This window comes from Lactiplantibacillus plantarum, assembly GCF_014131735.1.
Classification (GTDB): domain Bacteria; phylum Bacillota; class Bacilli; order Lactobacillales; family Lactobacillaceae; genus Lactiplantibacillus; species Lactiplantibacillus plantarum.
In genome coordinates this window covers 337,609-363,192 of sequence record NZ_CP039121.1, presented here as the reverse complement: position 1 = coordinate 363,192, position 25,584 = coordinate 337,609, and the positions used below count along the sequence as shown (strand labels likewise).

At 45.3% G+C, this 25,584-nt stretch carries 23 protein-coding genes and 3 rRNA genes; 5 read left to right on the top strand and 21 right to left on the bottom strand.

What is annotated here, in order from left to right; all coding sequences use genetic code 11:
- Positions 1-131: 131 nt before the first annotated feature.
- Entirely contained in the window at positions 132-1,250 is a 1,119-nt protein-coding gene (locus E5260_RS01600) for a vitamin B12 independent methionine synthase (protein ID WP_003642502.1), read from the top strand.
- Between the two features lie 87 nt (positions 1,251-1,337).
- Here E5260_RS01600 and E5260_RS01595 read toward each other — a convergent pair whose 3' ends face one another.
- The 4 genes from E5260_RS01595 to E5260_RS01580 all read right to left on the bottom strand — a co-directional run bounded on the left by E5260_RS01595 (position 1,338) and on the right by E5260_RS01580 (position 3,655).
- On the bottom strand, positions 1,338-1,721 hold the full coding sequence (locus tag E5260_RS01595; RefSeq protein WP_003643479.1) for a DMT family transporter: 384 nt from the start codon (positions 1,719-1,721) through the stop codon (positions 1,338-1,340).
- 14 nt (positions 1,722-1,735) lie between these two features.
- A complete protein-coding gene (locus tag E5260_RS01590; RefSeq protein WP_003642504.1) occupies positions 1,736-2,044 on the bottom strand; it encodes a DMT family transporter in 309 nt (102 codons plus the stop codon).
- 351 nt (positions 2,045-2,395) lie between these two features.
- Entirely contained in the window at positions 2,396-3,034 is a 639-nt protein-coding gene (trhA, locus tag E5260_RS01585; RefSeq protein ID WP_003642505.1) for a PAQR family membrane homeostasis protein TrhA, read from the bottom strand.
- Positions 3,035-3,310: 276 nt separating this feature from the next.
- Positions 3,311-3,655, bottom strand: a complete 345-nt coding sequence (locus E5260_RS01580) for an ArsR/SmtB family transcription factor (protein WP_003643481.1) — start codon at positions 3,653-3,655, stop codon at positions 3,311-3,313.
- Positions 3,656-3,793: 138 nt separating this feature from the next.
- Here E5260_RS01580 and E5260_RS01575 point away from each other — a divergent pair, with 138 nt between their 5' ends.
- Positions 3,794-4,681, top strand: a complete 888-nt coding sequence (locus E5260_RS01575; protein ID WP_003642507.1) for a cation diffusion facilitator family transporter — start codon at positions 3,794-3,796, stop codon at positions 4,679-4,681.
- 185 nt (positions 4,682-4,866) lie between these two features.
- Here the strand turns inward: E5260_RS01575 and E5260_RS01570 are convergent, their stop codons facing one another.
- The gene (locus E5260_RS01570) at positions 4,867-5,460 is read right to left on the bottom strand and encodes a helix-turn-helix domain-containing protein (RefSeq protein ID WP_229030962.1); all 594 of its coding nucleotides are present in this window, start codon (positions 5,458-5,460) and stop codon (positions 4,867-4,869) included.
- A 122-nt stretch (positions 5,461-5,582) separates the two neighbouring features.
- Positions 5,583-5,816, bottom strand: coding sequence for a hypothetical protein (locus E5260_RS01565; RefSeq protein ID WP_003642509.1), 234 nt, complete (start codon positions 5,814-5,816; stop codon positions 5,583-5,585).
- 509 nt (positions 5,817-6,325) lie between these two features.
- On the opposite strand from E5260_RS01565, the gene E5260_RS01560 reads away from it, so the two are divergent.
- Positions 6,326-6,493, top strand: coding sequence for a hypothetical protein (locus tag E5260_RS01560; protein ID WP_003642510.1), 168 nt, complete (start codon positions 6,326-6,328; stop codon positions 6,491-6,493).
- Positions 6,494-6,827: 334 nt separating this feature from the next.
- Here the strand turns inward: E5260_RS01560 and E5260_RS01555 are convergent, their stop codons facing one another.
- From E5260_RS01555 to E5260_RS01520, 8 genes are all read right to left on the bottom strand, one after another.
- Positions 6,828-7,376, bottom strand: coding sequence for a DNA-3-methyladenine glycosylase I (locus E5260_RS01555; RefSeq protein ID WP_003645468.1), 549 nt, complete (start codon positions 7,374-7,376; stop codon positions 6,828-6,830).
- Complete coding sequence (gene folP, locus E5260_RS01550; RefSeq protein WP_003642512.1) at positions 7,348-8,496, bottom strand: dihydropteroate synthase; 1,149 nt, start codon at positions 8,494-8,496, stop codon at positions 7,348-7,350. The genes E5260_RS01555 and folP overlap by 29 nt, the downstream gene beginning before the upstream one ends.
- Positions 8,497-8,520: 24 nt before the next feature.
- Positions 8,521-9,108, bottom strand: coding sequence for a non-canonical purine NTP pyrophosphatase (locus tag E5260_RS01545; RefSeq protein ID WP_003642513.1), 588 nt, complete (start codon positions 9,106-9,108; stop codon positions 8,521-8,523).
- Positions 9,105-10,469 (bottom strand): bifunctional folylpolyglutamate synthase/dihydrofolate synthase, encoded by a 1,365-nt coding sequence (locus E5260_RS01540; RefSeq protein WP_003642514.1) that lies wholly within the window; start codon positions 10,467-10,469, stop codon positions 9,105-9,107. The genes E5260_RS01545 and E5260_RS01540 overlap by 4 nt, the downstream gene beginning before the upstream one ends.
- A gap of 8 nt (positions 10,470-10,477) precedes the next feature.
- Entirely contained in the window at positions 10,478-11,047 is a 570-nt protein-coding gene (folE, locus tag E5260_RS01535) for a GTP cyclohydrolase I FolE (RefSeq protein ID WP_003642515.1), read from the bottom strand.
- A complete protein-coding gene (gene folK, locus E5260_RS01530) occupies positions 11,040-11,552 on the bottom strand; it encodes a 2-amino-4-hydroxy-6-hydroxymethyldihydropteridine diphosphokinase (RefSeq protein ID WP_003642516.1) in 513 nt (170 codons plus the stop codon). The genes folE and folK overlap by 8 nt, the downstream gene beginning before the upstream one ends.
- The gene (gene folB / locus E5260_RS01525; RefSeq protein ID WP_003643485.1) at positions 11,542-11,910 is read right to left on the bottom strand and encodes a dihydroneopterin aldolase; all 369 of its coding nucleotides are present in this window, start codon (positions 11,908-11,910) and stop codon (positions 11,542-11,544) included. The genes folK and folB overlap by 11 nt, the downstream gene beginning before the upstream one ends.
- A gap of 224 nt (positions 11,911-12,134) precedes the next feature.
- Complete coding sequence (locus E5260_RS01520; protein WP_003642519.1) at positions 12,135-12,668, bottom strand: CvpA family protein; 534 nt, start codon at positions 12,666-12,668, stop codon at positions 12,135-12,137.
- Positions 12,669-12,838: 170 nt separating this feature from the next.
- On the opposite strand from E5260_RS01520, the gene E5260_RS01515 reads away from it, so the two are divergent.
- Positions 12,839-13,747 (top strand): metal ABC transporter solute-binding protein, Zn/Mn family, encoded by a 909-nt coding sequence (locus E5260_RS01515; protein WP_003643486.1) that lies wholly within the window; start codon positions 12,839-12,841, stop codon positions 13,745-13,747.
- Between the two features lie 11 nt (positions 13,748-13,758).
- On the opposite strand, the gene E5260_RS01510 is transcribed toward E5260_RS01515, so the two are convergent.
- From E5260_RS01510 to E5260_RS01485, 6 genes are all read right to left on the bottom strand, one after another.
- Entirely contained in the window at positions 13,759-15,459 is a 1,701-nt protein-coding gene (locus tag E5260_RS01510; protein WP_117286935.1) for an IS1182 family transposase, read from the bottom strand.
- Positions 15,460-15,730: 271 nt separating this feature from the next.
- Entirely contained in the window at positions 15,731-17,146 is a 1,416-nt protein-coding gene (locus tag E5260_RS01505; RefSeq protein ID WP_025015715.1) for an MFS transporter, read from the bottom strand.
- A gap of 358 nt (positions 17,147-17,504) precedes the next feature.
- Entirely contained in the window at positions 17,505-17,765 is a 261-nt protein-coding gene (locus E5260_RS01500; protein ID WP_024002888.1) for a DUF2187 domain-containing protein, read from the bottom strand.
- A 513-nt stretch (positions 17,766-18,278) separates the two neighbouring features.
- Positions 18,279-18,395: ribosomal RNA gene (rrf, locus tag E5260_RS01495) — 5S ribosomal RNA — on the bottom strand.
- A 71-nt stretch (positions 18,396-18,466) separates the two neighbouring features.
- Positions 18,467-21,387, bottom strand: a 23S ribosomal RNA gene (locus tag E5260_RS01490).
- Between the two features lie 205 nt (positions 21,388-21,592).
- A 16S ribosomal RNA gene (locus E5260_RS01485) occupies positions 21,593-23,159 on the bottom strand.
- Together the 16S, 23S and 5S rRNA genes form the textbook arrangement of a ribosomal RNA operon.
- Before the next feature lie 471 nt (positions 23,160-23,630).
- Between E5260_RS01485 and E5260_RS01480 the strand changes: the two genes are divergently transcribed.
- Complete coding sequence (locus E5260_RS01480) at positions 23,631-24,146, top strand: VanZ family protein (protein WP_003642834.1); 516 nt, start codon at positions 23,631-23,633, stop codon at positions 24,144-24,146.
- A 167-nt stretch (positions 24,147-24,313) separates the two neighbouring features.
- Here the strand turns inward: E5260_RS01480 and E5260_RS01475 are convergent, their stop codons facing one another.
- A complete protein-coding gene (locus E5260_RS01475) occupies positions 24,314-25,303 on the bottom strand; it encodes a serine hydrolase domain-containing protein (protein WP_003642835.1) in 990 nt (329 codons plus the stop codon).
- Positions 25,304-25,584 lie beyond the last annotated feature (281 nt).

Here is a 25,584-nt window from a genome sequence, read left to right as displayed (position 1 = left end):
TATCGAGTAGACTAGTTCACTAGCCTAGAACTCAGGTGGTACCACGGCCCAACGTCGTCCTGAATAATGATTAATATTATTCAGGACGACGTTTTTTCGTTCCCAATAAAATTTAAGGAGTTTGATATTTAATGACAACTACAACTTTAACCGCCCCATTCCGTTTTGACGTCGTCGGCAGCCTACTGCGCCCCGCTAGTTTGAAAAAGGCCCATGAACAATTAGCCGCCGGTACCATTACGCGTGATCAAGAACTTGAAATCCAACACACTGAAATCAAACGAGTGGTCGCTGAACAAGTTAAACTCGGGCTCAAAGCCGTGACCGATGGCGAATTTTCACGCAGCTGGTGGCACTTAGATTTCCTTTGGGGCTTAACTGGTGTTGGCAAGTACGACTACCATCAAAGCTATAAGTTCAAGGGGGACCATACTCGAACGGATAACGCTGAACTTATTGGCAAAGTCGCGTATAATCCCGACCATCCGTTCTTTGCTGCCTTTGAATACTTACAATCAATCGTTCCCGCTGGCGTACTCGCTAAACAAACGATTCCATCACCAACTATGTTATTCCGTGATAATCGGAGTGACAATTGGACCAAATTCTATGACAGCTGGGATGCCTATTTAAATGATCTCGCCCAAGCTTATCACGATACCATTCAACATTTTTATGACCTTGGGTGTCGCTATATTCAGTTAGACGATACGACGTGGGCTTTCTTAATTAGCAAACTCAATGATCCCGAAGCTGACCATGCGGCCTACACTAAGTGGGCGACCGATGCCGTTAAAGTGATTAACGCAGCATTAGCTGACCTGCCAAGCGACTTGACCGTCACGACCCACATCTGCCGGGGTAACTTTAAATCCACGTACCTCTTCTCGGGCAGTTACGACGTGGTTGCACCCTACCTTGGCCAGCTTAACTATGATGGGCTGTTCTTGGAATATGATAACGAACGGGCGGGTGGCTTCGAAGCGTTAGACCAGATTTGGAACCATGATGACCACAAACGCATCGTATTAGGTCTGGTTACCTCTAAGTTTCCAGAATTGGAAAAGACCACTGTGATCAAAGAACGAGTTCAAGCTGCGACCACTAAGGTGCCATTGCGTAATCTAGCACTATCGACCCAATGTGGCTTTGCTTCAACTGAAGAAGGTAACCAGTTAACTGAGGCTCAACAGTGGGCCAAGTTGGCGTTAGTCATTGGTACGGCTAAGGAAGTCTGGTCAGAAGCCTAATTACAACAACTAAAAAAGATCGAGAATCAACCGGCGCATTTCAAGCGTAATCGCTTAAAACATCAGCCAGATTCTCGATCTTTTTAGTTACCGGTTAAACCGGGTCCGCCACCGTGCCAAGCGCGGCGTCGCAGTAGCCGGTTTAGTCGCCTTAGCAGGCATGTTCAATAGAATCACACCCGTAATAATCGCCATGAATCCCAACGTTTTCAATCCCGTCAAGATTTCGCCAAACGCCCAAATTCCAATCAGGCCGGTCGCAGCTGTGCCGACTCCGGCCCAGATTGCATAACCAACACTCAGTGGGATTTTGCTCAATGCCCGTGAGAAACTAAAAATCGCTAGGCCGTATAGTAACATGCCCACAATTCCAACCAAGGGGTACTTAAATCCAGCCGATAACTTCAACAAGCTGGTCCCCGCAATTTCAACGCCAATCGCAATAACTAATTGAATCCATGCACGCATCATCATTCCCCCTTGATTTAAATGTTCAGTAAAATCGCCCCGACTACGATTGCAATTAAGCCACTCAGACGTGAGAGACTGAGCCGTTCACGGTAAACGACGACCGCTAAAATAACGGTTGCAAACGTGCCCAGTCCAGCCCACATGGCATACGTCACCCCTAACGGCAGGCGTTGCATTGCAAGCGTTACAAGGACTAACGAACTAAAATATCCAACCAACACCATTATCGTTGGTATTAAGTTCCGAAAACCGTTTGCGCGCTTTAAGAAAAAGCTCCCTAAAACTTCCATGAAAATGCCACCAAATAATAACCCGTATGCCATCTTAATCACCTCACTAAAAATTTCGTTGTCCTACTATTCTACGGAAGTTTATTTAAAAAGGCAATCAAAAGATACGCCTGGCTGATTACAGTTTGATGACAAAAATAAATCGTATTCTAGACTATGCTACAGCGATCTAGCCATTTAATTTCAAAATTATTGTTAGCTGAGTGGCGATAACTCATTCAGCTTAACGAGCGTACGCAATGGTTACGATTCGAATACCGTCCAGTTGAAAAACTTTTCGCAATAAAATGTCAATAATCAGCATTTAAGACGTCATCCGCGACTCAAATCTCCCGCATCTAAAAAAAAAAGGACCAACTCAGCAGCTGGTCCCCACAGTCATCCTTAAATATAGAAATAAATTGAGAAAAACATCAACGTGGTTCCCACCATCACGAATAGGTGCCAAATAACGTGTAAATATTTAATCCGTGGGAAACTATATAGTAATGCACCTAAGGTAAACGCAACGCCCCCGGCAACTAATAACCAGAAGCCAGTGACACCTAAATGGTCCCATAACTGCCGACCACCGGCGAGGCACATCCACCCCATCAACACATAAATGACCGTTTCGACCTTTTTCAAACGTCCAGGCCAAACAGCATTAACCGTAATCCCAGCAATCGCTAAAATCCAAATCGTTAATAAGATCGTCCAGCCCAACCAACCCTTAATCGCCAGTAGACTGTACGGCGTGTATGTCCCAGCAATCAGCACGTACACGCCACTGTGATCGAAGATACGAAAAACTTCGCGGGCGCGCGTAAAGTATAATCCGTGAAATAACGTCGAACACGTATATAGTACAAACAACGAACAACCATATATAATAAACGCCGCCCATTCGAGGGGCTGACCATCCGCATATGCCTTGAGCATCAAAAAAACAAATGCAACGATACTTAAAATAATCCCAATCCCATGAGTCACTGAGTTGAGGACTTCATTTGTTATTTGATACTGTCGCGCCGACTGTGCCATGTTAATCACCTCATATTTATTATTGACACCAGCATACCATCACATAGTGTAAATATCAATACATCTAGTTTATAAAACTAGGTAATTAACAAAAACATAACTAGTTCAAAAAATGACACTGCGAAATTAACCATTTCGCGGTGTCATGCTAAGCACAATCTTATATTCAAGCTAATCGTGCGGTCCTCTAGGCCATGGATATCTATATCAGTGCCCACTACGAACCCACAGCGCTTACCACTCATCATAACTGATCAGTGGTTACACCTATTCAACCTAATTATCGGCTTCTTCAGCGTGAGCTGCGACCTGCTGAAAAATACTAATGATATGTTTATCGGCCAGCTGGTAGTGCACGTTACGCCCATTGCGCGTTCCCACAACTAATTTTAATTGTTTGAGGACCGTTAACTGATGAGACACATTCGACTGTGTCAGGGCTAATCCCGTCGCCAGTTCACCCACACTCAGCTTAGATACGGCCAACGCGTAGATAATCCGGGCACGCGTCGGATCACCAAGTGCCTTAAAGATTGCGGTGATCCGACTCAACTCATCAGTCGGCGGCATCAGTTCAGCCAACCGTTTGACGATCATTTCATGGTCCATTTCATTTTCCATCATAAACTCCAATTTCTAATTGAGATTGTCATGTAAGCGTGTTACAATACACATGAACAGTCATTCATATGTTTGTTCATTCATATTTAAATTATAGCCATAACAAGGATAAATTCAACTAAGAAGTAGGTGATTCATATGGCACACAGCCATCAAATACAACAACAGACCAGCGCCTTCAAGATTGGGGTCGCCCTAAATACTGCCTTCATTGTCTTGGAAGCTGGCTACGGTTTTGCGAGCGGCTCACTGGCCCTAGTTGCTGATGCAGGACACAATCTCAGCGACGTCCTGGGCTTACTGATCTCCTGGCTGGCAATCTGGCTTGGACAAAAAAGCGCCAACGATAAGTACACATATGGGTACAAAAGCTCATCAATCTTGGCCGCCCTCTTCAACGCCGTCTTTTTACTAGTCGCTATCGGGGCCATTTCAGTCGAGGCCATCCAGCGCCTTAGTAATCCGGGTCCCGTCGCCGAATGGGATGTCATTATCGTTGCTGCTGTTGGGGTCGTCATTAATGGCTTTACCGCATTACTCTTTATGAAGGGCCAAAAGCACGATCTCAATATTAAGGGCGCTTTTCTCCACATGGCCGCCGACGCCGGCGTCTCCATCGGCGTGGTCATTGCTGGCTTCATCATCTTGAAGACAGGCTGGTTCTGGCTAGACCCCGTTGTTTCCCTGCTAATTGCCGTCGTGATTTTGATTGGTACTTGGGGACTCTTACGAGATGCGATGAATTATTCACTGGAAGCTGTACCGAACAATGTTGACCGCCAAGCAATCGCTGATTATTTAACCAGCCAGCCCACCGTCAACCAGATTCACGATTTACACATTTGGGGCATGAGTACTACTGAAACAGCCATGACCGTCCATCTCTGTCGTTCAACATTAGCTGACAATAATGCCTTTTTGGAACAACTGAACAAGGACCTAAGCGCCCAGTTTCCACTAACTCATATCACGATTCAGATTGAACTTGGCAAGGTGGATTATGAAACAACGGATAGTTCGATTTAGTTCATCGTGAGTTAAGTTATGATACACAGCATCCAAATCGAATCTGTTTCTGTATAAACTATCTCTTCCGCCTTAAACGACCGCATGCTATTAAGCATGCGGTCGTTTTTTGTCTTACACATTTTCGTTAGTTTGAGACGCCACGGCTCACTTCCAAACTCATCAATATTGACTAGCTCGGTAAACTACGACCGTTCTCGTTGTTTTGGCTTCAAAAAGATAGCTAATACCAAACTTAATATCAGTATTGATGTGACCAGCAAGCGACCGGCCACTTCACCAATTATCGCAGCGGGGCCATCATCAACGGCATGTGCTAACTCGTTCAGATAACTCGGTACTATTGTATTGATCAGAATCTCAGCAATAAATGCAATAAACACCGTGATGACGATACCGACACGCAATTTACCTGACTTGAACCGCTGCCAATCTGAAAAATACGACAATAATACCATGGCGTTCACCAGTACTAAAAACGGTACCAAAAACGTTCGTATTCCAAACGGCCGCAAATAGTCAATGTAGCCAAGTACCAGTAACAAGAAATTGCATCGATACGAGACGACCACCCATTTTCGGCTCTTCTGATGAAGTTGTTCTGCTTCCTTATAATAAGCCAGTAAGTGATCATCCCGCATTAAATCGTCTAGCCGAACGTCATAAATATCACTCAATTGAACTAAACTGCCAACATCGGGAAAACTGTGGTCATTTTCCCAGCCTGAGATTGTTTTGCGCGATACATGTAATTGTTCGGCCACTTGCGATTGTGTCAATTGTGCGTGCTTCCTACACACTTTTAGTTTTTCAGAGAATTTCATATCAGACTTTCGACTACTCCCTCATACTTTGGTTGCCATAACGCGATTAAAAATCATGCTTTTTTACCATGACCTGATCAAAATGCACGTTCATTCGCACGCGGCTCACCTTTCTTAAAAAACAACACTTGAATTAAAAAGCCAATAGCAACAATTACAAAAACAAGATTAATCAGATTTGTGCCATTTCGCCAAAATTCGCGACCTAAGACATTACCGTTAACAATTGCTGGATAAACGTTAGCGCTTAGCAATAGTAAAACGATTGCAGTCCAGAATCTGTAGTATTTGTAGAAAACAAAATTAATCATAACCAATCACTCCTAAATGTCTTACTTATATTTGCAATTTATAATAGGTGTCTTATCAGATAAATACAACCTTCTTAAGTAAAAAAACTAGTCTGTATTTTCCAGACATGCAATTAACCCGCTCATGCTGGGCATTTAGCACAGTATAACCATCAGTCTGATGCAGTGAGCATGATTTTTGTGGATAACGCTTATTCATTCAAAATCTATGCGCCAAACGCTATACCGTTTGCTGAAACGTTATGGTACTAGAAGTAGTTATCACTAACCAGTATCCGAGTTAGTCACACTACGATGCTAATTACCAGTCACAGGTTCAACGATACCGCAACCTCAGCGGTATCGTTTTTTCAAATATTCAGCATTTTTCGACGTTCGTACGTTAAATTAAGACATTAACGCACATTGCAGCACACATAACGTCATTCATTATATAATTTAAGTAATATTTATTAATTCAGATAATCTGGTTCACTTCATTCTTAGCTAACCACCTAGGAGGCACTTACATGAGCATCATCAATCGCGTTATCGGTATCATTATCACGCTTATCTTGTTATGCCAATGGTTGCTTGGCTATCAATTACCAGCTGCCATGGCGTTCTTCTTAGTGGCCTGGCTGATTGGCTTGGTAACGATGTGGCTGTTGCCAGACTCGACGACCGCTAACCGCTAGTCGTGTCAGAGGGATACAAAATCAACTCATTCTAAAACACGTCACAAGGCCATTACAACTTGCTCTTGCGACGTTTTTTTGCTAACTTCACTATTACCTAGAAAACGGTTAGACTGGTTCTACACGCCAGCATCACCGACCATTCAAATATGTTTTTGCCGCTTACCCTCATTGTGAACTTGCGCTTCATATTGCGTTGGAACTAATAATCACACTTCCCATAACCACTCCGGATCAAAGCACCCACCTTGCTTACATTCACACATTGATACTCACAAAAATACGCCGGCATAAGCAAATAAAAAAAGGCCAGCATCCGCCAGCCTCATTCTACTTAATTCAATTTAATCAATCCCGCCGCCAACAAAAACATGTGGGTGACGACTGGTCCAACGAAGGTCAAACCATGTCGGTGTAAATCCTTCGCAACGCGGGCGCCCAGGGGTGAGCGCGTCGGTAATTCATCATCGGGCGCCGGCATAATGATTGGTGTCGCATCGACAAACGCCCACAGGTAGTTGCTAAAGCTACCATACTCGGCCTGTAATTGTTGAATAGCACGCGCATCTTGAATGATTGCACGTAACTTACGACCATTGTGCATCACTTTGGGAGTCAACATCAGCCGTTCAAAATCCGGTTCGTCCAGGGCTGCTACGGCATCTACCCGCAGACCCGCCATATGTTGCCGCAATACTGGTAACTGACTAGCCGCGACCCGCCAGCCTAAACCCACTTGTAAGATTCCAACCACTAACAATTCAAATAAAACGTGATCATCGTACGTGGGAGTACCGAAATAAGCATCATAGTCCTTAACCCCATTCGCCGTAATATCGTCAAAATCATCCGGACTAATCATTATTCGATAACCAATAGCCATTCTCAATTCGGCCTAACAGCGTAATCAATTGCTTGGTTTCAGCCACATCGTGGACCCGGATGATCCGGCCACCCTTAAGCATCATCGCTGCTTCAGTGACCAACGTCATTGGTAGCCGGTCTTCCTTCTTCAGACCAAGCAATAGACCTAAATAACCTTTCCGTGAAATGGCCACCATCATTGGGCGTCGCAAATAATTAAATTCATCAATGTTACGCATCATCACGTAATCCTGTTCCCCATGTGCGACTTGTGAATAGCCGATTCCCTGATCTAGAGCAATTCGTTCAATATCGATGCCATGACTCGTCAATGCTGCCAGATTTTGTTCAAAGAAACCACGCATACTGCTCGTCAGATCGGTATATTCTTGGTCACGACTACTGTGCATAGTCAGTAAGCCGACGCGACTGTCAGCCATCAATTTGAGCTTGCGAGGGTCGTCCGTAAAGGCGTTCACATCGTTAATAATGCTGACACCTTCTTCCAGGACGGCTTGCATGACATCATACTTATAAGTATCGACCGCTAAGACTGCTTCCGGGAAACGAGCCTTGATGGCGCGAATGTACGGCAACGTCCGGTCTAATTCAACTTGCGGCGTGACTTCCGTGAAGCCCGGCCGTGTCGTTTGACCATTAACTTCGATTACGTCAGCTCCTGCTTGTAACATGGCATCCACGTGATTCAGTACGTCATCTTTAGTCTTGTACTGGCCACCGTCGAAAAAGGAGTCCGGCGTAATATTCATGATGCCATAAATCATCGGCTTCTTGGTGAGATTAAACCGGTGCTCACCCGCTTGCCAAAAAACATCATATTGTTTCATAATTTGAGTCAATTGAATTTGAGTCGTTGCTTGATCCGTAAAGACTCGCGACCATTGGTGTGTTAACTGGCGACCAGCTGTCTGGTTCAGCAAGACGGTCAACTGTTCAGGACTCGCCTGCACGACCCCATCTAATTGCTGACATAGTTGGGTTAATCGGAGCTGCTGCTCCCGATTATAATCACTAAAACGCAAAACTAATTGTTGTTGTCGTTGAACTTGGGCATTCAACGCCTGACTCGCAAAATCCGTTGCTTGTGCTAATGAACTGGTGATATCTTGTACTAACATCTACTCCACCGATCCTTCCAATTTTTAAAGTTTTGTGATTAATTTTAAGGCGGCCCGTCCCCGGTGTGTCAGCGGGATGCGCCACGTTGCTGGTAATTCGGCCAAAGTTCGACCATAGCGCGGTAGCCAGAAAATTCGGTCAAATCCCCCAGAATAGCGTCCAAATTGATAGGACGCAATGTAGCCGGTGATCGAAGCTTGTACGGCCAAGGTCCGCCCATCTGGCCAGGCAGCCGCTAACGTAGCACGCATCAACGCTTGCCGCTCGTTGTCAGGGATATCGCGTAGGGCCGTTAAAATTTCCTGATTGCGATCAAAGCCACTGACTGCAACCCCTAAGTCGCGCGCCGTGGTCACACCTAACAAGTCTGGTAACGCGGAAATCTCTAAGCCACTATCATCTGCGATAACCGGAACCCCTAGCTGTTGCGCCCCAAAACGAGCTTTAGCAACCGCGTTATCGACATAGCTCGTCGTCGTTTCCACGGGAAATTCGAGCCGCGGCGCCACTGTCAAGTACTGACGAGCAGTCAAGCCATAATAAGCCAAACACGCGATCAAGTCGCGGCTTTTACCAGCGTTGTTGGATGCAATCAACCAAGTCGTCGTCATTGGCTTAACCCCGGCCAACCAGCCTGTTGGAGCTCACGAATGACATAAAATGACCCCGTTACAATAATCGCACTATTACTGGTTGCTTGCTGCTGAGCTTGCGTTAACGCATCCGTGATTGTCGTTGCAGTCAATAAGTCTGGCTGTCGTTGCATCGCAGCCGTGGTCATAAAGGTGGGCGTTAATAATGCGGTCGCCGTGTCGGCCAGCTTAGTCGCGGATAACGCTCGTTCTGGATTTGCGGGCGTATTCGTAATCAGGACGTCAGCTACCGGTAATAGTTCAGCCAGCATTTTAGGGTAGGCCTTATCTTGTAAGACCCCGACGATCCAAATCAATTTACGACCAGCCAGTAATTGCTTCACACTTGCCACTAGTGCTGCCATGCCATCCGGATTATGCGCCCCATCGGCAATAATGACAGGTTGCTCCTGTAACACGGTCAACCGGCCTGGCAAGGAAACTTGTTGCAAGCCTCGGCGAACCGCACTGTTCGTCAAGTTAACTTGTTGCTGTTGTAGTACTGCAACCACAGTTAAAACCAACCGCAGATTTTGTAGCTGATAGGTGCCACTCAGTCCGACCGTTAATTGCGTCCAATCAAAAAGCTGACTGTGCGCATCAACGACGGTTTGCGTGAGTGTTTGCCCAGTCACCGTCAGTTGCGCGTGCTTAGCGGTCACTAGCCGAACACCTTGATTGAGCGCTTCGGTCTGCAAAACAGCCAGGGCTTCTGGGTGTTGGTCAGCCAATGTCACTGCTGTTGTATGGGGCTTAATGATCTTTGACTTATTTTGCGCAATCGCGGTGATTGTGGGCCCAAGAATGGCGGTATGATCGAGGGCAATCTTAGTAAATACCGTGAGTTGGGGACTGGCTAAGGCGTTAGTCGCATCATACAAGCCACCCAAACCGGCTTCAATGACCGCCCATTGCACGTTTTGATTCCGAAACCAAACGACACTAATGAGAAAGAACCATTCAAAGATGGAGACATCGCTAGCCGTCAGTCCCATATTTTGCAGAACCGGTAGAATTTCACGATACGTATCGATAAATTCCGCTGGACTGATCCACGTCCCATTGCATTGCAGTTGTTCACGCGCATCATTAATCGCGGGACTGCTGAAGCGGCCAACTTGATACCCTTGCGCCCGCAGGATACTGGCTAACATGGCTCCCGTAGAGCCTTTGCCATTAGTTCCAGCGATATGGATCACATGGTAATAATGGTCAGGGTGGCCAAGATGTGCCATGATGCGCCGTAATAACGGAACACGCTGATGATTATTGGCTAACATGGCTTGATTTAGTTGGGCTAATAAGTCCTGATAACGTTGTTCAATCGTCCCTGTATCCACTCAATCACCTACTTTGCGATTCGCTGTAAGAATTCTCGTTTCAAGTCTAAATCCGTCTTGAATTGACCACTGTAATAGCTACTTTCCGTATGCACACCCGGTTTGCTAACACCCCGCATCTCCATGCACATGTGCCGCGCCGTGATTGAGACCGCGATCCCAGCCGGGTCAAGAATTCGTTGTAATTCTGTTGCAATGGAAACTGTCAACCGCTCCTGAACGTTCGGCTGTTGACTGCAATAGTCAATCAAGCGAGGAATCTTACTCAAGCCAATCACTTGTTCATGCTGCGGCACATAAGCAACTTGAACCGTGCCAAAAAACGGCAAAAGGTGATGCTCACACATCGAATAGAATGGAATATCCTTAAGTAATACCATTTCAGTCGGATGCTCAACCTTGAACAGTTTATAATTATCAAATGGTGCGGCGGTCTTAGTAGCGAAAACTTCCGCATACATTCGTGCAACCCGTGCTGGTGTTTCTACTAATCCCGGTCGGTCAGGATCTTCACCAACTGCACTTAAAATTTCTCGTACTGCATGCTCAATCTTTGCTTGGTTCTTCTCATCAATCATCTAACTCACTCACATTTCTTACTTTTTTAATCCAACTCTGATCCTGATTAGCCGCAATCAATTGGGCCACTTGTGGTCCAACTAACACATCAGTTTTGGCGATTTCAGCAGTTGGCAGTAGCACAAAGTTGCGCTTAGCTGCCTGCGCATGCGGAATCGTCAGCGTCGCTGTGTTGATTTGCCGGTCGCCCCAAAAAATAATATCCAAATCAATCGTACGTGGTCCCCAGTGAACCAAGCGTTGGCGGTGGCCCGCCTGCTCAATTGTATGTAATTCATCCAATAGTTCTTCTGGTGTCAAATTAGTCGTTAAGGATACCGAAACATTGTAAAAATTGGCCTGATCACGCTTTCCCCACGGTTGAGTCTCATACCAATGAGATTCGTCAATCACGTTTACCCCATTGACGGCTCGTAATCGGCTAAGGGCTTGCTGAATATTTTGGACGCGCGGATGAATATTGGAACCAACACTCAAATAAACCCGTTCTTCCCTACTTGCCATTCGGCGTCCCCTCCACCTCAATTTCCACATCATCAAAGATTCCAGGCATTGGTACGCTATATTTACGAATTTTAATATTGATTGCATCCGCCGCGGGAAAACTTGTCAATAACGTCTGCAATAAGTGGTTAGCTAGCGATTCAATCAACTTGTATGAATGGGTCGTTACAAATTCATCGACCACGTTACGGACCGCCGCGTAATTGATGGTCTCGTGAACGTCATCGTGTTGAACCTTGGTTTCGATAGGATATTTAATGGCAATATCTAGCCCTAGTTGTTGACCATTACGCCGTTCTTCCGGAAGTACCCCGTTAAACGTGTGAAAGCGTAAATTATTAATTCGAATCATGCCCATAAGTATCCCAGCCTCTTTCTTGCTCATTTTTACTTATAATCATAGCATGAAGGACGCTCAATATGATAGTAATCAGCCAAATAACCCCATAAAAACTAGCAATCGTTCGGGAACCGAAAAAAGTGCGTTGCTAACAAACCGGTTCATCAAAAAAGACGTTGCTGGTCAAAAAACCAGTAACGCCTTTGTCTTAGTTTAAAGCAGTCGTACCCCCACCATGAACTCTAGGAATCCGTAGTCGTCCCATCATTAAAATTAATCAAATTACTGAGGTAATGGCTAGTTAGACCAGGTGTCTGCTTCACAATATAGGTGGCGAGCGGTGACTGCGTCATTTGCGTCTGAATAAAGCTCGTATTGACGATGTTCGCCAACGACAACGCGACAAAAATAACCAGATACGTCACGACAAATGACACGATTCCACCCGCAACACTGTTCACTTGCTTAATAACTGGTAGCCACGTAATGCTACGTGAAACACGGCCTAACAACCGAATCACTGACCACCCTAACGAAATTAACACGAAGAAAGCGACCAGGTTAATGATCAACGTTGCCGCCACTGAAGCTTCAATTAAATGTAAATTCGTCAATAGATTACTAATCATTGTCCCTAACGGCTGATAGAGTAGTCGTGCAAACAATAGGACGACGACCGTCCCAATCAGATGCAACATTTCAATCACAAATCCGCGGTGAAACCCGCGAAAAATTGCGCTTGCTAGTAAAATTAAAATCACAATCGTAAATATCATCTGCGTGCCCCGCCTTCCGCTTTTCAGGTATGCCTATTTTACCAGCTTTCGTCAGTCAGTGCAGTGTTTTCACCTAGTCTAAACCTTATCTTAAAGACTTGACGACGACCGTTTCTTTCGGTAAAGTTAACAGTAATGGTTACGATTTAAAGAGAATGGGGTTACAATACATGGTCAACCGACGGATATGGCTTTATTTGGCAATAATACTGGGACTCAGCGGCCTATTAGCAGGCTGTCAAAGTTCGAGCACCCCCAGTAAAACGACTAACGACAAAATTAATATCATGGCTAGTCTCGACTTTTATGGTCAAACGGCTAAGGCGGTGGCAGGAAAGTATGGTCAAGTGACCTCGATTATTGATCGACCGAGCGTTGACCCCCACGACTACGAGCCGACCGTCAACACGGCTAAGCAGGCTAGTAGCGCCCAATTAATCATTTACAACGGCCTCGGCTACGATGACTGGATGGAAAAGCTTACTGTCAACAAAGCCAAGGGCGCCCGGGTAATCACAGTGGGAACCGACGTGGCTCATAAAACTGACGGGGCCAACGAACACGTCTGGTACGATCCCACAACGATGCCCAAATTAGCAACTAAAATCGCAACAGAACTCAGCAAAATTCAGCCGCAGCACAAGCATTATTTTGAACAGCAGGCCCAAAAGTATCAGACCAACGCTAAGACTATAACCACTATGATCAAACAATTGAAACAGCATGCAAATAATCAGCGTGTCGCTGTCAGTGAGCCGGTCTTTGACTACTCATTGAAGGCAATCGGCTACCGAATCAGCAATACGCATTTCGCACATGCAATTGAAGAGGGTTCCGACCCATCACCTAAGGATATCCAGCAAATGCAACAAGACATCAAGCACCACCGGATTGCCTTTTTCGTTGAAAACACTCAGACCGATAGTAACTTGGTCACGAACATGGTCAAACTCGCCAGGAAATACGATGTGCCAGTACTGAAGGTCACCGAAACGTTACCGGCCAACCAGACGTATCAAAGCTGGATGCTCAGTCAATATCGTCAATTGGCAAAGATTCAAAAAGCAACAGCCAAGTAGAAGCGCCCCGGTTAGTTGGGCCAAGTCCTGTGATTCAGTACGATCACAGTCGTGCCACGAAAAAAGGAGGCTGTGACATAACTAGCCTCTGTATAAGCAAATGGGACGAGAAACCGAATTTTGGTTTCTCGTCCCATTTGCTTACGCCTTTGATTTTTAAAGTTGGTCCCTACCGTGACCAATTTCATAATGTTTAACGCCAGTATTACGATTCCGGCTTCCTTGGTGACCTTGTCGAAACCTCGCACCGAGAATCGATTGAAATGTAAAGAAGCCTTCATCTTGCCAAAAACTGGCTCAACATCGATCTTACGTTGAGCGTAAATCTGACCAGTTTCTGGAGCTGAAAGTAATTCTCGTTGTTTCGATTTGAAATATTCCCAATTTTCGTTCACGGAAATCCCTTTAAGATATCCTTTTGGTGTTAGTGCCGCGGCAATTAGTTGATGATTTTCATCATACTTTTCGGCAATGTATTCTTTAAAGTCACGGGTAAAACCATACTTATCAGTCCGTTGACGATAAGCATTAAAATTAAACCGGACGTTTTGCGGATTGATAAAATAATCATCTTTTTCATGATAGTCCCAGTTCATAACCTTACGGTCATCACTTTGCCATTTTCGACTATTCTCTTTAAGCATTGTGCCGTAGGGAATCAAAACGGTATGCTGACCGAATTCATCTTCCAAGTACCGATAATTACTTTCGGAACCGTATCCGGCATCGGCAACGATGGTGTGACCTAACACATTGTTGGCCTTTAAATGTTCAATAAACGGTTGTAAGGTTCGTGTGTCGGTTGGATTTTGGAAAAGCCGATATCCCGTAATGAACTGATTACTCGTGGCGATTTGAACGTTGTAGGCAGGTTTTAATTGACCGTTTTGCATCGGATCTTCCTTGACCCGCATAAAGGTGGCATCGTGATCCGTCTTAGAGTAGCTGTTACGCTGACCATAGATTGCTTGCTGTGCTTGGTGTTCACGCATTTTATCACGTCGTTTATCCAACTTACGTTTTTGTGATTTAACAGTCCGGCGTTGCTGTTTGGCTGGGTTCGGGGAAACCTGCTTAGTTGCTTCCACGGTTTCATTAAGGACCACTAAGTGATCCTCAACCTTGCTAATCATGATATCCAATAGTTCGGGAGTCAGCTCTGATCCTGCCGGAATTTCACCGACAATTTTAGCTTCATGAAGCTCGCCTAACAGATCAACGAGTTTTTCGCGATTCATCTTGTCAAATCGTATCGTATTCTTCTTCCAAACAAAGCTATACTTGTTGGCGTCGGCTAGGATCTTAGTTCCATCAATAAATGAAACATCATCAATCATGCCATTTTGACGAAGATATTGGGTTAGCTGTGATAAGCTATCGGTTGTCAAAGTGGCCAGTTCATCAGAAATTCTAAAGCGACAAATCGTCCGGTAGGACGGAATTTGGTCGGCAATTAACCACCCAGCTGGCTTGTTTTCACGGGCAAACTGTTCAATTTTACGACTGCTGAAAATGCCATAGCAGTATGCTAAAAGGACCAGTTTTAACATGGCACCGAGGTTATATTCCCGCGGACGGCCAAACTGGTAATCATATTTTAGTTTTAAACTCTCAACAAGCTGGTTGATGTAACGAGCAGGATGATGCTCTTCTGGTTGGTAATCCAAGGCGATACTCAAAGTGGTTTGATTCATGTTATAATAATCTTGCATATTAGGAATGTCCTTTCGAGGATAATTTCGTAGAGTATCGGGTGCGACCGATGCTCTTTTTTTATTTTCTATTATATCAAAAGCAGGTCTGGAAAAATCCGAAGATTTTTCCAGACCTGCTTTGTTTCTAGAGACTTATGTCACAGCCTCCTTTTGGCCTAATTACGACTAACCGACCGATTGTGCAGGCACTAATGTCTAATTAGTGGCGTTCAAAGCATATCCCACTTAACTTCAGTCATTCTCGCCTGGTAGTCAGTCACCGTGATTATTAATGCGACTGCTTGCGCCCATCACGCAAAAGTAACGCAAGCACGAGGCCAACCAATTCAATGCAGAGCATCATCCAGAAGACCGTATGGTACCCTTGCAAGTTCGCACGCAACGTTGAGGCTCCCGCTTGTTTCTGAGCAAGCGTCACGTTGGATAAGACCAAGGTCGCCACGGCCACACCAGCTGAACCGAGAATTTGACGAACCGTCGTAATCACAGCGGTACCGTGTGAAATCAGTTCATCGGGTAATGAATTAGCCCCCAATGTGACGGCGGGCATCATGACAAAGGCATTCCCGCCTTCAATTAAGGCAGCCAGCAAAATCATGGTGAGCAGGTTCAACTCTGAATTGATCAGTGCTAAGATCAGCCAACCAACAACGATCATACTCATACCAAGTAACATGATTTGTTTGTATCCAATCTTCTCTGCTAGTTTCCCAGTAAGTGGGTTCAAAATACTTAGAAGCACCGCACCAGGCACCAGTGACATGCCTGAAACGAATGGCGACACCTTCAAGACACCCTGGTAATAGAGTGGGAAGATGATTGTTACGACAATCAGCGCCACGTACGAGATTGCTGTTAGGAAAATGGCTAAGTCATAATTAAATGTTTTTAAGACCCGTAGTTCCAATAACGGCGTCTCCAAGTGAAATTGGCGATAAGTAAAGTAAGCCACCGCTAGTACTGAAACCGCTAATAACAGCCAACCGAACGTCCAGTTCACATTGGGTTTACCAATCTCATTCACGACGTATAAAATCCCAGCAAAGCCCAGTAACGTCACGATTGAGAGCAAATCCAGCTTTGAAGGCTTATTGACCATCACGTCCTTGATCGTTGTGAAACTAATTAGGATCAACAAAGTTGCCACCGTGATGAAGACGGCAAACAATCCGTGCCAATCGGTAAACTTCAAAACCACACCGGAAATAATCGGGCCAGATGCTAATGCTGATCCCATGACCAACCCGGCGACACCCATCGTACTACCCCGTTTTTCCTCGGGCGTAATCGTCAGTAAAATGGATTGATACGAGGGAAACAGCACGCCAACTGCCGCCGCTTTAATTAGGCGACCGACCATCATCACACCAAAACTGGGTGCGAAATAAATAATGATTGAACCAATATCGAAAAGCACCAAAACGGCTAAGAATAATTTCTTAAACCCAATATTATTCAACAACCACGGACTGATTGGCATCATGACGACCATTGTCAACATAAAGCCGGTCGTTAACCATTGCACGGTTGAGGCCGAGATGCCAAAGTCGCGCATAAATGTTGGGTAGACCGTCGACAAGGAAGACTGACTGATCGACATGGTCCAAGTCCCAAGCAACAGCGTAAAAATGAACCAGAAGCGTCGACGCCCCGTCAACGTTACATTTTGATTAGCTGTCTGCATTCAAAACTCCTCCTTACTTTAGAACAGTTATCAACTACTAATATCCATTGTACCATTGAAACCAATGATGTACAGGCTAAAAGTCAGATTGCCAACAAAAAAGTTTGCTACACCGAATAAAGAGACGTGCACAATTAGCTTGTAACAACACCCGCGTGAATGATTGTTAAATATCCAATCTGTTAAAGCTCTAACGGACAGATTCATTAAGTCAGTTGGCCTCTAATCATCATAAAATCAGTCCCAACCAGGGCACTCCATCACACCGAAAAGCTTTGCAGCCAAACTAAAAATGGGTTGTTCAAGAATCAAATTCTTGAACAACCCATTACCTACATGTTGCATCGATATTCTTAATTTATTCAGCTAACATGGCCGCACTAACTGCCTGTAGCTGCTTCGCTTCACCAGTAGTCGGTTTAGCGGGTTTCATCTTCTTTAAGGCGATCACTGCCCGATATTGAAGTTCTGCCACATTAATATCATCCCGCAAATCATAATGAGTAATTGTGACGAAGGCGGAGTTCTCGTAAATTTTTTCAACTTTAGCATAAAAATCATAATCGGTATTGCCGTTCTTTTGACATTTAACCCGATCCCCCACAGAAATCTGAGCCATAACTATCACTCCACTTCATAAAATATGATAATAACATAGCACGTAACTGCTAGAATAACAATTATTGCTCCCGAATTTACATGATTTTTACATGGTTATGACGGATACTGTCCAAATTAAATGACATTAGGCCCACGAGCCCGTATTAGCGGTTAGTAATGGCCAAGTTCGTAAACCAATACCTAGTACCTTAGACTGAGCTGAATCACTTTATCGCTTGAAACTAGCATCGATTTTTCTAACCAACCAAACGTACGCCATTTACGCCTGACTCTCAAAATCCGAACGCTACTGTCTCTCGTTTTGACAGCTCCCCCATCACTGCCAGCTACCCCCAATAAGTAGATCGTGCCGGTGATTAATAGTATGGGTTGAATTCCAAATGCGCTGATGGGTACCGGGATTCCTAATAATCCGACCCGCCGTTTGAATTTCAAAATTTAGTCTTAGTTCGCCCAGTAGGCTAATTTTTGGCAACAAAAAAAAGGAATCGAATTAACGATTCCTTAGGTTGCATGGCAACGTCCTACCCTCGCAGGGAGCGATCCCCCAACTACTCTCGGCGCTAAGAAGCTTAACTTCTGTGTTCGACATGGGAACAGGTGTATCCTTCTCGCCATCGTCACCACACTATTGAGAAACTTGTGCTCTCAAAACTAGCTAATATCAAATATCTTCATATGAACCGGAACACCAATTACTTGGTTAAGTCCTCGACCGATTAGTATTAGTCCGCTTCATGCGTCACCGCACTGCCACTTCTAACCTATCTACCTGATCATCTTTCAGGGGTCTTACTTCCATAAAGGAATGGGAAATCTCATCTCGAGGTGTGTTTCACACTTAGATGCTTTCAGCGTTTATCACATCCATACGTAGCTACCCAGCGATGCGCCTGGCGGCACAACTGGTACACCAGAGGTATGTCCATCCCGGTCCTCTCGTACTAAGGACAGGTCCTCTCAAATTTCCTACGCCCGCGACGGATAGGGACCGAACTGTCTCACGACGTTCTGAACCCAGCTCGCGTACCGCTTTAATGGGCGAACAGCCCAACCCTTGGGACCGACTACAGCCCCAGGATGCGATGAGCCGACATCGAGGTGCCAAACCTCCCCGTCGATGTGGACTCTTGGGGGAGATAAGCCTGTTATCCCCAGGGTAGCTTTTATCCGTTGAGCGATGGCCCTTCCATACGGTACCACCGGATCACTAAGCCCGACTTTCGTCCCTGCTCGACCTGTCTGTCTCGCAGTCAAGCTCCCTTGTGCCTTTACACTCTACGAATGATTTCCAACCATTCTGAGGGAACCTTTGGGCGCCTCCGTTACTTTTTAGGAGGCGACCGCCCCAGTCAAACTGCCCACCTGACACTGTCTCCCACCACGATTAGTGGTGCGGGTTAGAGTGGTCATACAGCGAGGGTAGTATCCCACCAACGCCTCCACCGAAACTAGCGTTCCGGTTTCTATGGCTCCTACCTATCCTGTACAAGCTGTACAAACACTCAATATCAAGCTACAGTAAAGCTCCATGGGGTCTTTCCGTCCTGTCGCGGGTAGTCCGCATCTTCACGGACAATATAATTTCACCGAGTCTCTCGTTGAGACAGTGCCCAGATCGTTACGCCTTTCGTGCGGGTCGGAACTTACCCGACAAGGAATTTCGCTACCTTAGGACCGTTATAGTTACGGCCGCCGTTTACTGGGGCTTCAATTCTGAGCTTCGCCGAAGCTAACCCATCCTTTTAACCTTCCAGCACCGGGCAGGCGTCAGCCCCTATACGTCATCTTACGATTTTGCAGAGACCTGTGTTTTTGATAAACAGTCGCCTGGGCCTATTCACTGCGGCTGATCTTGCGATCAGCACCCCTTCTCCCGAAGTTACGGGGTCATTTTGCCGAGTTCCTTAACGAGAGTTCACTCGCTCACCTTAGGATTCTCTCCTCGACTACCTGTGTCGGTTTGCGGTACGGGTAGTTAAGTACTCACTAGAAGCTTTTCTCGGCAGTGTGACATCAGACGCTTCGCTACTAAATTTCGCTCCCCATCACAGCTTGTCCTTAAAGTGAAAAGCATTTGACTCTTCACAAGACTTACTGCTTGGACATTCTAATCCAACAGAATGCACATCTTAGCCTCCTGCGTCCCTCCATTGCTCAAACGCACTTAACTAGTACAGGAATCTCAACCTGTTATCCATCGTCTACGCCTCTCGGCCTCGACTTAGGTCCCGACTAACCCTGGGAGGACGAGCCTTCCCCAGGAAACCTTAGTCATTCGGTGGATAGGATTCTCACCTATCTTTCGCTACTCATACCGGCATTCTCACTTCTAAGCGCTCCACAAGTCCTCACGATCTTGCTTCACCGCCCTTAGAACGCTCTCCTATCACGCGACCTAATGGTCGCATCCATGGTTTCGGTAGTATGCTTAGCCCCGGTACATTTTCGGCGCAGGATCACTCGACTAGTGAGCTATTACGCACTCTTTAAATGGTGGCTGCTTCTGAGCCAACATCCTAGTTGTCTATGCAACTCCACATCCTTTTCCACTTAGCATACATTTAGGGACCTTAACTGATGGTCTGGGCTGTTCCCCTTTCGACGGTGGATCTTATCACTCATCGTCTGACTCCCGGATATGAATCAATGGCATTCGGAGTTTATCTGAATTCAGTAACCCAAGACGGGCCCCTAGTCCAAATAGTGCTCTACCTCCATGATCCTAATTCCGAGGCTAGCCCTAAAGCTATTTCGGAGAGAACCAGCTATCTCCAAGTTCGTTTGGAATTTCACCGCTATCCACACCTCATCCCAGCAATTTTCAACTTACACGGGTTCGGTCCTCCAGTGCGTTTTACCGCACCTTCAACCTGGACATGGATAGGTCACCTGGTTTCGGGTCTATAACCTCGTACTCAAAACGCCCATTTCAGACTCGCTTTCGCTACGGCTCCGACTTTTTAGTCTTAACCTTGCACGGGATCATAACTCGCCGGTTCATTCTACAAAAGGCACGCCATCACGCATTAACGCGCTCTGACTTATTGTAGGCACATGGTTTCAGGAACTATTTCACTCCCCTCCCGGGGTGCTTTTCACCTTTCCCTCACGGTACTGGTTCACTATCGGTCACTAGGTAGTATTTAGCCTTGGGAGATGGTCCTCCCGGATTCCGACGGAATTTCACGTGTTCCGCCGTACTCAGGATCCTGAACTGAGAGAATTTGATTTAATCTACTGGGCTATCACCATCTATGGCGGATTTTCCCAAATCCTTCGACTATCAAGTTCTTTGGTAACTCAAATGTTCAGTCCTACAACCCCAAAGTGCAAGCACTTTGGTTTGGGCTGTTCCCCGTTCGCTCGCCGCTACTTAGGGAATCGAAATTTCTTTATATTCCTGCTGCTAATGAGATGTTTCAGTTCACAGCGTTTACCTCCAACTAGACTATGAATTCATCTAGTGGTAACAGTTGATTAAAACTGCTGGGTTGCCCCATTCGGAAATCTCCGGATCATAGCTTACGTACAGCTCCCCGAAGCATATCGGTGTTAGTCCCGTCCTTCATCGGCTCCTAGTGCCAAGGCATTCACCATGCGCCCTTGTTAACTTAACCTCATTTACCTAACGGTAAATGCGATTAATGAGTTTAGCGATAATTAAACTTCAATAAAAAACTCAAAAAACGCGGTGTTCTCGGTTTCATTATGAAAAAATATATTTGATATTATCTAGTTTTCAAAGAACAAGTTTTGAGAGTTAAATCTCTCAAAACTAAACAAAGTTTCGACGCGTGTGTAGGTTTCCGTAATATTCCTTAGAAAGGAGGTGATCCAGCCGCAGGTTCTCCTACGGCTACCTTGTTACGACTTCACCCTAATCATCTGTCCCACCTTAGGCGGCTGGTTCCTAAAAGGTTACCCCACCGACTTTGGGTGTTACAAACTCTCATGGTGTGACGGGCGGTGTGTACAAGGCCCGGGAACGTATTCACCGCGGCATGCTGATCCGCGATTACTAGCGATTCCGACTTCATGTAGGCGAGTTGCAGCCTACAATCCGAACTGAGAATGGCTTTAAGAGATTAGCTTACTCTCGCGAGTTCGCAACTCGTTGTACCATCCATTGTAGCACGTGTGTAGCCCAGGTCATAAGGGGCATGATGATTTGACGTCATCCCCACCTTCCTCCGGTTTGTCACCGGCAGTCTCACCAGAGTGCCCAACTTAATGCTGGCAACTGATAATAAGGGTTGCGCTCGTTGCGGGACTTAACCCAACATCTCACGACACGAGCTGACGACAACCATGCACCACCTGTATCCATGTCCCCGAAGGGAACGTCTAATCTCTTAGATTTGCATAGTATGTCAAGACCTGGTAAGGTTCTTCGCGTAGCTTCGAATTAAACCACATGCTCCACCGCTTGTGCGGGCCCCCGTCAATTCCTTTGAGTTTCAGCCTTGCGGCCGTACTCCCCAGGCGGAATGCTTAATGCGTTAGCTGCAGCACTGAAGGGCGGAAACCCTCCAACACTTAGCATTCATCGTTTACGGTATGGACTACCAGGGTATCTAATCCTGTTTGCTACCCATACTTTCGAGCCTCAGCGTCAGTTACAGACCAGACAGCCGCCTTCGCCACTGGTGTTCTTCCATATATCTACGCATTTCACCGCTACACATGGAGTTCCACTGTCCTCTTCTGCACTCAAGTTTCCCAGTTTCCGATGCACTTCTTCGGTTGAGCCGAAGGCTTTCACATCAGACTTAAAAAACCGCCTGCGCTCGCTTTACGCCCAATAAATCCGGACAACGCTTGCCACCTACGTATTACCGCGGCTGCTGGCACGTAGTTAGCCGTGGCTTTCTGGTTAAATACCGTCAATACCTGAACAGTTACTCTCAGATATGTTCTTCTTTAACAACAGAGTTTTACGAGCCGAAACCCTTCTTCACTCACGCGGCGTTGCTCCATCAGACTTTCGTCCATTGTGGAAGATTCCCTACTGCTGCCTCCCGTAGGAGTTTGGGCCGTGTCTCAGTCCCAATGTGGCCGATTACCCTCTCAGGTCGGCTACGTATCATTGCCATGGTGAGCCGTTACCCCACCATCTAGCTAATACGCCGCGGGACCATCCAAAAGTGATAGCCGAAGCCATCTTTCAAACTCGGACCATGCGGTCCAAGTTGTTATGCGGTATTAGCATCTGTTTCCAGGTGTTATCCCCCGCTTCTGGGCAGGTTTCCCACGTGTTACTCACCAGTTCGCCACTCACTCAAATGTAAATCATGATGCAAGCACCAATCAATACCAGAGTTCGTTCGACTTGCATGTATTAGGCACGCCGCCAGCGTTCGTCCTGAGCCAGGATCAAACTCTCAAATTAATGATGAGTTCTAAAAAGCTCATTTAATGTTGTACTAAAATTTATTTGCTAGCGAATTGACTTCGCAAATGTTTTGCTCTTGATTCAAAATCAAGAGACCCTACACATTTGATTCGTCGAAACTTTGTTCAGTTTTCAAAGATCTAATTCCGTGCGTTAATCGCTTAACACAACTTAATCATCATAACATCTTAATCAATATCTTGTCAACAACTTTTTTTAAGAAGTAACTTGATTAATTTGTCATAGTTGCCGTTGCGACAACAGAAACTATCTTACCAATTACTGAAGAAATTGTCAACAACTAATTTCAATAATTATTTGGTGGTGAGATGCATCTGCCGTAGCAGCAACGTTTACTAATATACCAATTGAAGTAAAAAGTGTCAACACTTTTTCTGAATTTCTTTTTATTAATAGTCAAACCAGCTTTTTTTCTCTATACTATTTAATTAAAGGAGCGACTAAATTATGCTAGCTTGGCTACCATTCTTTTTGATTTCATTAATGTTTATTGTTCTACTATACGCTTGTACGCGATCAGTGCGCACAAATATCCAGCGTTTTAAGCAACTCAGTTTAATTGCCTTTCTCTGGGTCTTAACTGCTTTTTGCTATACACCTACCAGTTACAATTTTGGTACCCAACTCGTTATTCAATATATTCAATGGGGACCCGTTAAGCTGAACGTGATTCCTTTCCAACAACTTGACATTGAATTTTGGCTCAACGTTCTCCTCACTGTTCCATTGGGCGGTTTACTGGCATGGAATTTTCCCGACTTGCCTTGGCGTCGTTTTATTTGGTTGGGATTTCTTACGGGGCTAACACTCGAGCTGGGACAATTCATCCTTGACTGGTTGGTTAACCTCAAACGTTGGGTTGATATCGATGATGTCATCACAAATTGGGCTGGTGTCATTATCGGTGCCGCTGGTTATAAAATTGCACGTCATGTTCCCGGACTTCGCTGGTTGCAAAAATAACGTATATATAGAAGCAAAAAGCAAAATAGCGTTTGCTTAGCACCCACAAGTGCCAAACACTTCAGCGGTCTAGCTGTCATGAAATCGTAATTAAATAAGCGTCGCAGCCTTAAGTGGCTGCGACGCTTATTTAATTTAACTACTAACTATTAATGAAGCTGCCATCATCAGGATTCAAAAAACAGATCGAATACTCGCTTACGATCTTGGTTCCAGACCTGATTGTCACTAGTTGGATAAACTCGATTTGTTAACACAACCAGCCCAATTTGACGATCCAAATCAAAAGCAACTGCCGGGCCAGTAAAACCAGTATGGAAATATTGATGTCGTCCCGCACGTCGTTCCCAACCTAACGTCCGGCCATTTTCGTCATACTCGCCTAACCAGTCAAAGACATTTTCATCCAGCACCCGTTTGCCTTGATATTCACCAAAGTTTAACATCATTTCAATAAATACGGATAAATCCGTCAGCGTTGAGAACAAGCCTGCGTGACCACTCTCACCATTCAACAAAAAGGCTTTATAATCATGCACCTGTCCTTGAATCTGACCCCGCCGCGGATCAAACTCCGTCGGCACAAACCGAATCTTCGGACGATTTAAGTTATAACCCGTATTGGTCATCGCTAGTGGATAGCAAACGTGGTCTTGAATACTCCGAGCCAATGAGCCGTCAACCGCACGAATAATCCATCCCAATAAAATAAATCCCAGGTCTGAATAGACATACGTTGTCCCTGGTGCCGTGACGAGTGGCGCATCATAAACCGCTTTGATCAGATCTTCACGTTGCATCTTATCCAGGTTATCAATATCTGCCGGTAGCCCACTATTATGAAGTAACAAGTTTTTAATCGTTATTTCAGGATGAGTGAACCCAGGTAAAAACCGGGCAACCGAGTCCGTTAAATGAATCGTGTGGTCCGATAACAACTGAAAAATCCTCGTCGTGGTCCCTACAACCTTAGTTACCGATGCTAGGTCATAAATCATCGCAGGATCTAAGCCCACGGCAAACTCATCGCGGCCCTGCTTACCATGATAGTATTGATTGATACCTTTAGGGGTGATCAAGCTAAACGACGCCCCATAAATGTCGCCAGCTTCAATACAACTGTCAATATATTGTTCAATTTTTTCGAGCATCCGCATTACGCCCACCTTTCACTACATTCACTAGTTTCTGCTTATCTTCTTTATGATAACGAACTTCCTCATAAAATCAACGGCAAACGCTTTTAACACCCTCCACACCTCGTTGCACTTTTTATTAATTAACTAGTTAAACACTTGTTACATTATGGACAATATTCCACTTATATATCAAAACGAGTCTTGTTTTTAGCCGTTTTCTAAATATAATTAAGTGAATTACCAATGCCTATCTAGCTATGTAAGTACTGTTATATCAACGTTAATAGTCAACTTTTCAA

Excerpts from the sequence above, each read along its gene's own strand:
- E5260_RS01600 (WP_003642502.1), top strand. The coding sequence starts at position 132 with ATGACAACTACAACTTTAACCGCCCCATTCCGTTTTGACGTCGTCGGC.
- E5260_RS01595 (WP_003643479.1), bottom strand. The coding sequence starts at position 1,721 with ATGATGCGTGCATGGATTCAATTAGTTATTGCGATTGGCGTTGAAATT.
- E5260_RS01590 (WP_003642504.1), bottom strand. The coding sequence starts at position 2,044 with ATGGCATACGGGTTATTATTTGGTGGCATTTTCATGGAAGTTTTAGGG.
- trhA (WP_003642505.1), bottom strand. The coding sequence starts at position 3,034 with ATGGCACAGTCGGCGCGACAGTATCAAATAACAAATGAAGTCCTCAAC.
- E5260_RS01580 (WP_003643481.1), bottom strand. The coding sequence starts at position 3,655 with ATGGAAAATGAAATGGACCATGAAATGATCGTCAAACGGTTGGCTGAA.
- E5260_RS01575 (WP_003642507.1), top strand. The coding sequence starts at position 3,794 with ATGGCACACAGCCATCAAATACAACAACAGACCAGCGCCTTCAAGATT.
- E5260_RS01565 (WP_003642509.1), bottom strand. The coding sequence starts at position 5,816 with ATGATTAATTTTGTTTTCTACAAATACTACAGATTCTGGACTGCAATC.
- E5260_RS01560 (WP_003642510.1), top strand. The coding sequence starts at position 6,326 with ATGAGCATCATCAATCGCGTTATCGGTATCATTATCACGCTTATCTTG.
- E5260_RS01555 (WP_003645468.1), bottom strand. The coding sequence starts at position 7,376 with ATGGCTATTGGTTATCGAATAATGATTAGTCCGGATGATTTTGACGAT.
- folP (WP_003642512.1), bottom strand. The coding sequence starts at position 8,496 with ATGTTAGTACAAGATATCACCAGTTCATTAGCACAAGCAACGGATTTT.
- E5260_RS01545 (WP_003642513.1), bottom strand. The coding sequence starts at position 9,108 with ATGACGACGACTTGGTTGATTGCATCCAACAACGCTGGTAAAAGCCGC.
- folE (WP_003642515.1), bottom strand. The coding sequence starts at position 11,047 with ATGATTGATGAGAAGAACCAAGCAAAGATTGAGCATGCAGTACGAGAA.
- folK (WP_003642516.1), bottom strand. The coding sequence starts at position 11,552 with ATGGCAAGTAGGGAAGAACGGGTTTATTTGAGTGTTGGTTCCAATATT.
- folB (WP_003643485.1), bottom strand. The coding sequence starts at position 11,910 with ATGGGCATGATTCGAATTAATAATTTACGCTTTCACACGTTTAACGGG.
- E5260_RS01520 (WP_003642519.1), bottom strand. The coding sequence starts at position 12,668 with ATGATATTTACGATTGTGATTTTAATTTTACTAGCAAGCGCAATTTTT.
- E5260_RS01515 (WP_003643486.1), top strand. The coding sequence starts at position 12,839 with ATGGTCAACCGACGGATATGGCTTTATTTGGCAATAATACTGGGACTC.
- E5260_RS01510 (WP_117286935.1), bottom strand. The coding sequence starts at position 15,459 with ATGCAAGATTATTATAACATGAATCAAACCACTTTGAGTATCGCCTTG.
- E5260_RS01505 (WP_025015715.1), bottom strand. The coding sequence starts at position 17,146 with ATGCAGACAGCTAATCAAAATGTAACGTTGACGGGGCGTCGACGCTTC.
- E5260_RS01500 (WP_024002888.1), bottom strand. The coding sequence starts at position 17,765 with ATGGCTCAGATTTCTGTGGGGGATCGGGTTAAATGTCAAAAGAACGGC.
- E5260_RS01480 (WP_003642834.1), top strand. The coding sequence starts at position 23,631 with ATGCTAGCTTGGCTACCATTCTTTTTGATTTCATTAATGTTTATTGTT.
- E5260_RS01475 (WP_003642835.1), bottom strand. The coding sequence starts at position 25,303 with ATGCGGATGCTCGAAAAAATTGAACAATATATTGACAGTTGTATTGAA.